Consider the following 13381-nt stretch of genomic DNA (forward strand, 5'->3'; position numbering starts at 1 on the left):
TTTTATTTCCTGTTTTCAATTGATTATTGTTTTACAATAGCCACGCTCAAGTCTTTCATATTGAGCGTTATTTTATAGTTTCCTTCGGCTGAGGCCGTAACTATCCATTTATTATCCGGGTCGCCGGCACTTAGCTGAACAGTTGTTGCAGATAGCGCGGGATGATCAGTTACCGGGCGATAAAACTTGGCGCCAAAATCCTTAGCTGTAGCTATTTTGAACTCCCCGGCTACTAAAGGCCCTGTCCAGCTGAATACAAAGGGATCAGTAGCACTTTTTACCATTGGTGTGGCGGCATCCAAACTCCAGCCGCCGGGCGAGGCATCACCGATGATCCATAACGCGGTGTAAGGCGGCGTGCTGACAACTGTATTAACGATGCTAATGGTGTTGGTATGCAAATTCAGTGTAATTTTATAGGTGCTTGCCGTAGTAATATGCCATTTGTTATCCGGATCGCCAGCGTTAAGTTGCACCGCGGTCGCCGACAGATCGGGCGCGTTGGTGGTAGGCCTGTAAAACGGCGCGTTAAAATCTTTGGCTGTAGCTATTTTAAAATCACCTGTAGTAAGCGGACCTGTCCAGGTAAATATGAATGAATCGTTCGCGTCGACAATTAATGGAGTTACAGCGTCCAGGCTCCAGCCACCTGGCGTAGCATCTCCTAATAACCACAACTGGCTAAATGGTGCCTTCGGCGGATCGGTACTTACAATATTGATGATATTGGTATGCAGGTTAAGGGTAATTTTATAATTACCTGCCTGCGCGGCGCTTATTTGCCATTTATTATCCGGATCGCCGCTGCTTACCTGTGCCGCGGTTTCGGTAAGCGTGGGGTGATTGGCCAGCGGACGATAAAACGCGCCGCCAAAATCCTTAACGGTAGCAATCTTAAATTCACCGGCAACCAATACTCCTGTATAGGTGAACAGGTACGGATCATTACCATCCTGAACCACAGGTGTGGCATTGCTGATATCCCAGCCTTTTGGTGTTGCGTCGCCTACCATCCATAACTGGCTGTAAGGAGGCGGGATCGTTTTTGAATAGGTAGTTACAGTAAGCGCAACAACGTTAGAATTAAACGGTGATACAGAACCATCCGACGTAGCTGTAACCAAACGCATCTCTACCGCAGTAGCCGTAGCCACAGGTAGCGTAATAAACATATCGTTCAGGGCCTCTTGCGTGTAGGCTTTGGTAAGCGTGTCTTTACCTAATTTAATAGTAGCCGCGTTGGCAAAGTTGTTCCCTTTTATATCCCACTGCAAAAAGTAAGTTACCGAACCCTGCATACCCTGCACGTTAGCTGCCGACCAGGTTAAAGTGAGGGCTGGTTTCGCGGCATTATCCCGCGTAAGTACTACCGAATTGGATGAAGCCGCCAATACCGGAGTTGACGTTACCTTAGCTGTTATTGTATCCTTTTTACATGAAAAAGTAAAGAGGGACAGGAAGGATAAAACGATTAGCGCCCACCATGTGGACTTTATATATCCTGATCCTGGTGTATAAACACCATTAAAATTTAAAGCTTTCATTTTTTGATGACCTGTGTTGTGATAAATTAATAACCCGGATTTTGTGTAAGATTTGGATTAGCATCTATTTCCTGCTGCGGTATAGGAAACAGCAGGAACTTAGCCGTGGCGTTCACCTTCCCTATCGAATGCAGGAAATCCAGTCCGTATTGCCCATTGTTAACCCTGATCAGATCAAACCAGCGCTGGCCCTCAAATGCAAGTTCCATGCGGCGCTCATGCAGTACTTTGGTACGGAACGCATCTTTTGATAAACCACTTGTGGTGCTTGCCAAACCGGCACGGTTACGCACCATGTTTAAAGGTACTTCGGCACCTGACTGACCAAGCTCGTTCATGGCTTCGGCCTGCATCAGTAATACATCCGCATAACGCAAAACCGGGAAATCTGCCGGACTGGTATTATAATCGGGCGAAATGGATTTAGGCACCAGGAACTTGCGTAGGTTAAAGCCTGTTGTGGAATATGATGCCAAATAGGTTTTACCATCAAAAGCAGGGCAACCTGGGTATAATACGGTTAAATCCTTGCGCAGATCGCCGCTTTCATAATCGTTTACAAACTCCTGCGTTGGTTGGTCCCATCCATAAGCGCCTCCAACAAAATCCGAATTGCGCGGCCCCGTAAAGGTGCTGGTCCACGATGCCTGGTTAAAATCATCAAAAAAGCCATAAGTGGTAGCGCCGCTATATTGCACCTCAAATAATGATTCGCCGGTATTCTTTTTTGTTGCAGAAAAGTTATCGGCATAACTGGCGTTGAGTGAATAGCCCAATGCCGTTACCTGTTTACATAGATCGACCGTTTTTTGGTAATCACCCAAAGTTAAATACACCTTGGCCAGCAAACCTGTGGCTGCGCCTTTTGATGCACGCCCTATATCGGTCCCGCCATAGCTACTCGCCGCAGGCAACACGGTTATCGCATCATTAAGATCCTGGATAATGAGGGCATAAACATCGGCTTTAGGCGCGCGTTTTACCTTCAGGTCGTCCCCTACCACCTGTGGTTTGGTTATCAGCGGTACATCGCCAAATAAACGAACGAGGTTGAAATAATAAAGCGCACGTAAAAATTTAGCTTCGCCAAGCACGCGGTTTTTCAGGGTTTCGTCCATGTTAATGGCAGGTACTTTTTGTAAAACAATATTGCATTGTAAAATACCTGGTGCCGGTCCGCGGTAAACATCAAGCACACCGGCATTGGCCGATGTGGTTACAAAGTTTTGTTCGTCCTGGGTTTCAATCCCGTCGGTGCCGCCACCGGCACCTGTTACACTGTTACCGGCCATGATATCGGTGGTCCAGATCCTGAAATTGTACAATTTGGGGCGCTGCAGGGGTTGATAGGCCGCATTTACTGCGTTTACAGCGTCTTCGGCTGTTTTATAATAATTGGCGGTATTTACCGAGTCGAGCGGGGCTTTATCCAGGAAATCCTTTTTACAACCTATAAAAGCGGTAGTAAGCACTAAAGCGATAATATATTTATTGATTTTCATTACTTAATGCTTTAAATATTAAAGTGTTAAATTGATACCTAAACTAATGGTACGGGTAACAGGATACACGCTGAAGTCGATACCGTTGCTACCCACTTCCGGGTCGAAGCCGGTATATTTGGTAAATGTGAACAGGTTTTGCCCGGTAACATAAATGTGGGCATTGTTAAAGCCTGCTTTTTTGATAAGTTCTTTGGGCAGTGTATAACCTAACGTGGCCGTTTTTATCCGCAGGTATGAGCCATCCTCCACAAAACGGTCAGAGATGCGGGAATTTTTATTGGGGTCGTTATAAATGGCCCTTGGCATGGTATTACTTGTACCCGGCCCTTCCCATCTACCTAAAACCCTGATGGTTTGATTTTGCGCAACGGCCATGCTTTCCTGGTACACATTATTGGCGTTAAATATTGTATTGCCATATACACCCTGTAAAAATATGCTCAGGTCAAAGCCCGCATAACTGAAGGTGTTGTTCATGGCATAGATGAATTTAGGGTTCGGGTTGCCTATAAAGGTCCGGTCGGCGTCGTTGATCACGCCATCGTTGTTAAGGTCTTTAAACCTGATGTCGCCCGGCGAGGTACGGTTGTACGGATCGGCACCGGTTTGCTGCGAGGCATGCGCGTCTACATCAAACTGTGTTTGAAAAATACCCTGTATTACAAAACCATAAAAGTTGTTAATTGGCCTGCCGACGGCATTGATATTGATGTTACCATTAAGGCCAATATTACCGCCAAAAATTGACGTATTATCGCTGAGGGCGGTTATCTTATTTTGGTTGAAGGAGATATTGGCACTGGTTGTCCAGTTGAATTTACCGGTCATGTTTTTGGATGTAACCGAAAATTCGATACCCATATTTTCTACATCACCTGCATTGGTTGGCGGCGCGGCCCCGGAATAGCCGGTTGAAATAGGCAAATTAACCGGCACCAGCATTCCGGTAGTCTTTTTGATATAAGCGTCGATATTTACCGTAATACGCTGTTTAAAAAAAGTGACATCCAAACCGATATTGCTTTGCTTAACCGCTTCCCACCTCAGGTCAGGGTTAGCCGCATTTAAGGCGATCTGTGCCGGCACAACAGTTCCGTTAAAATTGTAAACAGCTGACGTGAGTACAGAAGCGAAGGAGTAATTACCGATATTCTGGTTACCTGTAGTACCGTAACCGGCCCTCAATTTCAGGTCATCAAAAAAAGTGACTTTTTTAAAGAACGGCTCCTGCGATACACGCCATGCTATTGAACCCGAAGGGAAAGTACCATATTTATTATTATCGCCAAAGCGTGATGAGCCATCGCGCCTGATGGTAGCGGTTAACAAATACTTGTCTTTATAAGCATAATTGACACGGCCAACATACGAGAGCAAAGCCCATTCCGAGCCATCGCCATTAAGTACCGGATTCAATGTTCCGTTGTTAAGCTGCTGGGTAACATCGCTTGCAAAACCACTTACGTTGCCGCCTGCAAAATGGTAGCTGTTGGTTTGTGCATCGGTACCAGCTAAAACCGTAAGGTGATGGTCTTCGCCAAAATATTTATCGTAGGTAAGGAAATTGTCCCAGGTGTAGGTAATGCTTTTATTATACTGCTCGGCCAGGTAAGAATTTGGCTGCGGTATCGGCTGGTAATTATATTTTGGCGACCAGGTACGGCTGTTGAAAAACGAAGCCTGGATGCCAGCGGTACTTTTAAAAGTTAAACCGGGAATAATAGTGGCCTCTGCAAAAACAGAACCTAATACGTTATATCCTTCGGTATTATTTTGAACCAGCTTAGCGGTGGCGATAGGGTTTTTCACATCACCATAAAACTGCGGCTGACCAACCGGCCCGGAGTAGCTGCCATCGGCATTGTAAACTGGTTGCGCAGGATTGGCGGCCATGGTAGCGCGGATATCGTAAGAGCCACTTGGTTTTTCATCGTGGTTTAAGGTAAGGTTATGGCCAAACTTCAACCATTTAAGCACCTTATCGTTACCGTTGAATTGCAGGGTATACCTGCGGTAAGCGGTACTTGTTACAATTCCTTTTTGATTAAGGATACTACCCGATACATAGTAGTCGGATTTTTCAGTCCCACCCGAATAGGATAGCGTATAATTTTGAATGGGCGCCTTGGTGAACAAGGCGTTTAACCAATTGGTACCCGTCCCTAATGAAGCAGGATCGGCGTAAGCAGGGTTGGTTGATTGATTGTTATTGGCAAGCAGCTCGTTATTGAGTTGGGCAAATTGGCTTGCATTTAATAGTTTTACCAGGTTAGTTGCCTGCTGTACCCCGGCAAAGGCATTAACGTTGAGGTGACTTGCTCCCGCCGAACCTTTTTTTGTAGTGATCAGCACAACCCCATTGGCACCCCGCGAGCCATAAATAGCCGAAGCAGATGCATCTTTCAGTACATCCAGCGATGCTATATCATCGGGGTTAAGGGTATTAAGGGGCACATCAGTAGGTACACCATCAATCACCAATAGCGGGTCGCTGTTATTAATGGTACCAACGCCCCGCACCCTCAGCGTAACGTTACTGCCCGGCGCCCCGGAAGTTACCGCCTGCACACCTGCCGCACGGCCTTCAATGGCCTGGCCAATATCCGGCACCGGCTGACCCGCAATTTCTTTTACATTTACCGAAGTTACAGCACCGGTAACATCTTTCTTTTTCTGGGTGCCATAACCTACCACCACTACCTCATTGAGGGCTTTAACATTTTCGGTCAGAACTACATCAAGTGTCGCCTGACCGGCCAGCACTACCTCACGGGTAACGTACCCAACAAAACTGAATACCAGTACGGCATTGCGATTTTTAACATTAAGTTTGTAGTTACCCGCGGCATCGGTAAGTGTACCGTTTGACGTACCTTTTTCGGTAACAGCAACACCAGGCATTGGGCCGGCGGCATCGGTAACCTTACCTGCTACCGGTATAGCTTGTGCCGCGTTTATGGCTGTCGGTGCTTTATTGGTGGCCGCGTTTGAAAAAGCGGGTAGCAGACAGGCCGCTATAAGTTGGAAGGCTAAAGCTTTAGGGCACAAGCCAACATATAAGTTTCGTAAACGAAATTTCATAAATGGTATTTTAGGTTATTTTTAAAGGCATTAGAGGCCTTTTTAATCGGTTGTTAAACTGGCTTATTTAAAGCGTAAAAAAGGTGTGATGTAAAATTCTCTTCATACTAATTGGTTTTGTTTTTTGGTTTATGCTCAGGCTGATACTGGCAGCCTTAAACTGGCACTAAGTAAGTGCTTTGCCACCCATGGCTGCAATCACAGCATTTCAATTTAAATTCAAAATGTATCAAAGTTTAAATCAGGAAATATCAAACAAGCAATGTCGCTATATTTACATGACCAGTTTAACCTTTTATTGATCGTGTAGCCAGAAATGCGGTACCCTTGATAACTACTGAACTATAATTTGATTTTGAAAAAAGCTTTTATCCTCCTGTTTCAGATCCTTTGTTTTACTGTGGCCCGCAGCCAGCAGGCAACGTACTATTTTAAAAATTACCAGGTTCAAAACGGTTTATCCAGCAATACCATTACCAGCATTTTGCAGGATAAGAAAGGCTTTATGTGGTATGGTAGCCGTAATGGCCTTAACCGATTTGACGGTAACGTGTTCAGGTTGTTTGGCAACAAATTAGGCGACAGCACCAGCATAGGGAGTAACTCTATTTTTAGCTTATATGAAGACAGTACCGAAAAACTTTGGGTCGGTACTTATAAGGGGATCTATATTTTCGATCCGATTACTGAAAAATTCAAGCCGTTTAAACTTATCCCACCCGGCGAGGTAAGATATATTGCCGGTGATAAACAGCATCATATCTGGATCATATCGAACCTTAATCTATACCTGTATGATGAGCATACCAACATATTGACAGCATACCCGCAAAAAAACGATCTCACAGTAACGATGAGCATGGCCAAGGATGGCTCGTTATGGACGGCTACTAATCAGGGCTTTGTTAAACACTTCAATGCTGGAGGCAGGCAATTGGCATCATACGATTTGTCAAGCGCTAACAAGGGGCGCAAATTTTCTACTGTTCAGGAAATTTTCCCTGTTGGTGATACTGCTTTGATCATCGGCACCATGAACCAGGTGGTTTTATTCAACTACCGGAACAACAGTATTGCTAACGCGCTGAATGACCAATATAAATCAGGTGATATCCATGTACATGTTATTTTTCATCAAAATGATGATACCTACTGGTTAGGAACAGAAAACGGGCTTTACATATTTGATAAAAAGAACAACCGGACTACTGTTGTACAAAAACAATACAGCAACCCCTATTCTATCACCGATAATATCATTTCAGCCATTTACAAAGATCGCGAAGGCGGTACCTGGATAGGTACTTATTTTGGCGGGGTAAATTACTACCCCGGTCAATACAATAATTTTAAAAAGTACTTCCCCGAGCCTGGCGTAAACAGCCTCAGCGGCAATATAGTGCATGAAATAACCAAAGATCAATTTGGCAATTTGTGGGTTGGCACTGAAGACGCCGGGTTAAACAAAATAGATTTAAAAACCGGTATCGTAAAGCACTTTATGCCCGGCAAATCGCCCGGCAGCTTGGCTTACCGCAATATCCACGGCCTGGTGGCCGACGGTGACCGCCTTTGGATAGGCACATATGAACATGGGCTCGATGTTATGGATCTGCACACAGAGCGAATCATCAAGCATTACAACTCGGCGCAAAACAATAAATCGTTCAGCAGCGGTTTTATAGTCACTCTTTATAAAACCCGTAAGGGAGAGTTGCTTGTTGGTACCTGGAATGGGCTGTTTAGCTATAACCGGCCTGACGATACTTTTAGCGCGATGCCGTTTTTTGCCGATCATATCCAATCCATTCATGAAGAAAACGATGGTACGTTATGGGTAAGTACTTATGGCGGCGGCGTATACTATCTAAATACTGCGAGTGGTAAAAGCGGCCATATCAGTTCGCGGGCAGGTGCGACTAACACTATTTTAAACGATTATGTGAATGGCCTGTTTATTGATAGCCGCAATAACAAATGGTTTTGTACTGAAGGCGGCTTAAGCAGGTTTGATGCCAAAACAGGCGGGATAAAAAACTACACCACCGAAAACGGTCTGCCGGATAACCAGGTATTCAGGATACAGGAAGATAAAAATGGTAAATTATGGATTTCGACGGCGAAAGGCCTCGCCAGGTTTGATCCGGAAAATAACACATTCAGCAATTATCATACGGTTAACGGTTTGCCAACGGAGCAGTTCAATTATAACTCGTCATTCCGTGATGCCGATGGCACCATGTATTTTGGCACGGTTAAGGGGATGGTAAGTTTTGATCCTTCAAAGTTTGTCAGGAACCCCTATGTGCCGCCGGTTTATATTACCGGTTTACAGGTTAATAACGCCGATGTAACTGTTGGCAGTGCTAATTCTGCACTTAACCGATCCATTACTTATACCCCCTCAATTACCTTGCCTTACAACAGCTCAAATATTAGCCTGGATGTAGCTTCTCTTAGCTTTGTGATTCCGGAAATGAACGAGTATTCATACAAAATGGATGGTATTGATAAAACCTGGGTAACGTTTAAAAACAACCGCAAAATATATTATACCAAACTACCCGCCGGTAATTATGTTTTTAACTTAAAAGGCGCCAATAGCGAAGGGGTTTGGAATAACAGGGTTGTGCAGCTATCAATCCATATTATGCCGCCGCTTTGGGCTACCTCCTGGGCTTATACAATTTACCTGTTGGTAATAGCGGGTATTGTAACAACAATTGTGCGCTACTACCATTTGGCCGTGAGCGAAAAAAATAAACGGCGTATCGAAACTATCGAGATCAATACCGAGCGGGAGATCTATAATGCCAAGATCGAGTTTTTTACCAACGTAGCCCATGAGATCCGTACCCCCCTCACCCTGATAAAAATGCCCCTTGACAAACTGATAAGCAGCGAAATTAATCACCCCGAAACGATGGAGAATCTTGCCATGATAAAGAAAAATACCAACAGGTTGATCGGCTTGACCAATCAACTACTCGATTTCCGAAAAGCCGAAGCCAACAAGTTCAGCCTTAATTTTTCTAAAGCTGATATTAACGAGTTGCTTGAAGAGGTATATAACACTTTTAAGCCTGCGGCCGAATTAAAGGAAATAAGTTATAGGCTTGAACTGCCGAGGATAACATTGCACGCTTTTGTTGATCATGAGGCTTTGAAAAAGATACTGGGCAACCTGTTCAATAATGCCATTAAATACGCTTCGGCTACCGTAGCGATCAAGCTTTTGCCCTTTAGCAGTGAAGACGAAATGTTTAGGATTGAAGTTCGCAATGATGGTTTCCTGGTTCCCGAAGAGTTGAAAGAAAAGATATTTGAACCTTTTTATCGTATTAAAGAAACCGAAAAAGAGGCCGGTACCGGAATTGGCCTGCCCCTGGCCCGCTCATTAACTTTGCTGCACCAAGGCACCCTTGAATTAAAGCCCTCGATGAACAGCCAGAATATTTTCCTGCTATCGCTGCCTATCCACCAGGAAACAGAGATCAACCTTGAAATGGCCGATGAATCGGTTACCTTACCAACCGAAGAGCTTATGGTAAACGATCAAAAAAACGAAAAAGATAAGCCATCTGTTTTGCTGGTTGAGGATAACAAGGAGATCATCAATTACCTACAACGTGAGCTGGCAACTACCTACCGTATATTTAAAGCCTATAACGGGACCGAAACCATTGAAATACTAAAAAAGGAGAATATCCACCTGGTGATCAGCGATATCATGATGCCGGTGATGGATGGTATCGAGTTGTGCCGGAAGCTTAAAACCGACCTTGAATACAGTCATATCCCAATTATTCTGCTTACGGCAAAAAACTCCCTTAACTCAAAAATCGAAGGTCTGGAAGTTGGCGCAGACGCCTACATCGAAAAGCCTTTTGCATTTGAGCACCTTCAGGCACAAATGAGCAACCTGCTGATGAACCGCAACATGATGAAGCAATATTTCGCGGGGTCGCCACTTACGCATATCAAAGGCATAGCGGTTTCAAAAGCCGATAAGGATTTCCTGGACCGGCTAAATAAGGTGATTTATGATAACATTACCGATATGGACCTTGACGTAGACCAGCTATCAAACATGATGAACATGAGCAGGCCAACGCTTTACCGCAAGATCAAAGGGATATCGGATATGACGCCAAATGAGCTTATCAACCTTTCGCGTTTAAAAAAAGGTGCGGAACTGCTTGCCGAAGGTGACCTTAAAATAAATGAGGTAGCCAATATGATCGGTTATAGCTTGCCTACCAATTTTTCACGTGATTTTCAGCGGCAATTTGGTGTCAGTCCTTCTGTATATGTTAACAAATTAAAATGCGATCAATAAAGATAAAAAAGGATACCACCGGAAAAAATCCGGCGGTATCTGCAAAAAGGTAGTCTATTGTAACCTCGTAACAACCCATTGCTGGTTATTACCACCAGTATAGGTAAACTGCTTAACCAGGCCTCCGTTGGCAGTTGAAGCGCCGTATACATCAAGCACCTTCCCGCTGTTGAGGTTTACTATTTTGTAATATCCCGATCCAACACTTACAAGCGTCCATTTTTGGCTGTTAACATTCGAAGCCGTCCATTGGTGTATCTGCGTGTCATCGGCAGTCCCTTGTTGATAAACGTCCAGGTTTTTATTGCTGTTTATATTAGTGAGGGTGAAATAACCATTGCCCGCACCGGTAAGCTTCCACTGTTGGCTGTTTGCATTAAGATAATCCCATTGATGAATAACAGCACCATCGGCAGTAGACTGTTGGTAAACATCAAGCGCCTTATTGCTATTGCGGTTAACGATCTTGTAAACTCCGCCAGAAACTATTTCAGGCACGATTTTCAGAATAACGCAACCGTGCGCAGGTACGCTGGCCGAATACATACCCATCGAGCCTAAATTACTGTGCAGCCACAGATCCCTCACAGCTGCGTTACCGGTTATACCTAAATCAGTCGTAAAATTAAGACTCCGCGTTTGGGCGTTATCCTCGCGGTTGAATAGGCCTACCAACCAGTCGCCATTGCTCATCTGTCCTTTCCATACCTGGCTTGACACGTTAGTAGGGTCGTTGCTAATTGGTTTACCTACAAAGCCGTCCTGATTAAGGGCAAGCATTTCGGCGTTTTGATATAACCATAAGTTACTGCCTATTGAGTTATACTGATCTGCGACTGATACCGGCCCCCCTGCCATCAGGTTTAAAGAAATCACCGTCTTCTTTTCATCATCATTGGCAAACTTATTAAGCCTGATAAAATCACCATCGAGGATCAGGCTGCCCCGTCCTGACAGTTTTGACCAATAGGTATATCCATCAAAAGCATTGTCATACTGCGACCATACGTCTACCGTTCTTGTACCACGGTTCAGGCTGTTAAAACGTCCCCATCCGGCATCAAAGCCCGCATCATCATTTATCCTGATCATGTTACCGTACACTTTTTCCAGCTCACCTTCGTTTTTCAGGTTCGGCATTACCAGACTCAAAAATATCCCATTTGAGTCGCAGGCCTGCTTCATCCAGTTCAGCGCTTTTTCATAATCTGCCTTAGGTCGGCTGGGGCCTACCCTGCCCAGGTTTTGATCCTGACCTGTTTCAAACCAAGATAAAAAATCAACCCGCAGATATTTCACACCCATATCAGCATAATACTGGATATAGCCTTTTACGTATTGTTCGGCTCCCGGATTATTTACCTGTACCCAATTAAACCATGTAGAATTCTCACCGGTATTGATCAGGCTGGACAAAGGAATAGTTGTCCCTTTAACTTTCACACCCGCGTCGGCAGCGGCCTTATTAACCCATAATGGGTTATTGTACATACCCAACGTCATGCCCCGCTGCTGGAGATAGCCTGACCAGTAGGCATAATCATGCGCCCATTGGCTGGCATGCTTGGTGCGGTAACCGTCGGCATTGTATGATCCGTCATCGCCCCAGCCATCAATACACACCATATTATAACCGTATGATTTCAGATTGGTATTTACCCAATCAATATTGGCCTGCCACTCATTTTCCGGGATATAACTGTCATGAACAATATTGTATTCATAAGGATTCCAGTAAAGGGGCGCTTTGGCTGTGGCGCTTACCGAGAATGACTTGTTAGCTTTACCGGGATTAAAATCGGTTTTTAAGTCGTGGGATTTGATTTCCGCATTCTTTTTGCAGGAAAAAACAATGACGCACAGCGTCAGGATCATGAGGATTGTTTTCTTCATCATTAAATGATTTAATAATTGGTAATTGGTTTGTAGGCACAATTGGAAGTGCCTAACAAATGAACATTTTAACCACAACAAAAAACAATCACTGATTATCAATTTGTTATCAATCCGTATCAATTAATAAAGATAATTTTCGAGAAAAAGCCGATTACCCTCTAAAACTCCGATACCACTTCTCTATAGAATAACTTTTGCAGACGACGGTAAAAAAATGATCAGAATCTTTCAAGCTTTGAATGAGAATGCCTGAATTTGTTCAACTAAACCTATATTTTCTCTTGCCGGTTTAGGTTTAAAATTTATCCCATAAAAAAAGTTGCCAATAAAATTGACAACTTGCCTAAAAATGTACCCAGCGCCGGAGTCGAACCGGCACGGTTTCCCACAGGTGTTTGAGACCAGCGCGTCTACCAATTCCGCCAGCTGGGCATGTTGTAAGTGTCTTTCCTTACAAGCGGGCTGCAAATGTAGATAAACTCTCCTTAATTCGCAACAGATATTTTTGTTTATAGTAAATATTTGCAATTTCTATCCGGCGGCTTTCCTTCGCGGTATCGTCCAACTGTTCATAATCTTCGGTCAGCTTCGCCAGCTCGTCATTCATATCACCTTCAATAGCAAGTGTTTCTGCGGTTATGGCAGCCAGGTGCGTTGCATCATCAACTTCCATAAGGCGCTCATTAATATCCATCATTTCCATTAAAAAATCTGCAGGCAATTGTGGTTTTGCCCCTTCAGATACCAGGTCATGCAGTTTTAAAATGTATTCCAAGCGCTTTGCGGGGTCACCAAGCGCATGGTAAGCCTTGTTATTTAGGGTAGATAGCTCCAGGATCTCCTGTTGCCTGGTTTCATCCTCATTGGCATAAAAATCGGGATGGTAAAGCTTGCTCAGCTCGTAAAACTTTTTCTTAAGCAGCGCCTGATCAACCTTAAAAGATTCGGGGATGCCATAAAATTCAAAATAGTTCATAGGGCAAAGATAACTATTAACAATTTATCCATGCCGCTAT

Annotated in this window: 6 protein-coding genes and 1 tRNA gene; 1 reads left to right on the forward strand and 6 read right to left on the reverse strand. The window is 44.2% G+C overall.

Annotated elements, in window-relative coordinates; all coding sequences use genetic code 11:
* Positions 1-23: 23 nt before the first annotated feature.
* Genes ABIC84_RS06060 through ABIC84_RS06070 form a run of 3 tightly spaced genes read right to left on the reverse strand, consistent with a single transcriptional unit; the run spans position 24 to position 6130 of the window.
* Positions 24-1544, reverse strand: coding sequence for a SusF/SusE family outer membrane protein (locus ABIC84_RS06060; protein WP_429262987.1), 1521 nt, complete (start codon positions 1542-1544; stop codon positions 24-26).
* 26 nt (positions 1545-1570) lie between these two features.
* Positions 1571-3046, reverse strand: a complete 1476-nt coding sequence (locus ABIC84_RS06065; protein ID WP_429262988.1) for a RagB/SusD family nutrient uptake outer membrane protein — start codon at positions 3044-3046, stop codon at positions 1571-1573.
* An 18-nt stretch (positions 3047-3064) separates the two neighbouring features.
* Positions 3065-6130: a SusC/RagA family TonB-linked outer membrane protein gene (locus ABIC84_RS06070; protein ID WP_429262989.1), complete on the reverse strand. Its 3066-nt coding sequence runs from the start codon at positions 6128-6130 to the stop codon at positions 3065-3067.
* Positions 6131-6485: 355 nt separating this feature from the next.
* Between ABIC84_RS06070 and ABIC84_RS06075 the strand changes: the two genes are divergently transcribed.
* A complete protein-coding gene (locus ABIC84_RS06075; RefSeq protein ID WP_429262990.1) occupies positions 6486-10469 on the forward strand; it encodes a hybrid sensor histidine kinase/response regulator transcription factor in 3984 nt (1327 codons plus the stop codon).
* Positions 10470-10523: 54 nt separating this feature from the next.
* Here ABIC84_RS06075 and ABIC84_RS06080 read toward each other — a convergent pair whose 3' ends face one another.
* From ABIC84_RS06080 to hscB, 3 genes are all read right to left on the reverse strand, one after another.
* The gene (locus tag ABIC84_RS06080) at positions 10524-12365 is read right to left on the reverse strand and encodes an RICIN domain-containing protein (protein WP_429262991.1); all 1842 of its coding nucleotides are present in this window, start codon (positions 12363-12365) and stop codon (positions 10524-10526) included.
* Between the two features lie 352 nt (positions 12366-12717).
* Positions 12718-12797: transfer RNA gene (locus ABIC84_RS06085), tRNA-Leu, on the reverse strand.
* Positions 12798-12816: 19 nt separating this feature from the next.
* The gene (gene hscB, locus ABIC84_RS06090; RefSeq protein ID WP_373614019.1) at positions 12817-13341 is read right to left on the reverse strand and encodes a Fe-S protein assembly co-chaperone HscB; all 525 of its coding nucleotides are present in this window, start codon (positions 13339-13341) and stop codon (positions 12817-12819) included.
* Positions 13342-13381: the final 40 nt, after the last annotated feature.

The organism is Mucilaginibacter sp. 3215, from assembly GCF_050433785.1.
Taxonomy (GTDB): Bacteria; Bacteroidota; Bacteroidia; order Sphingobacteriales; family Sphingobacteriaceae; genus Mucilaginibacter.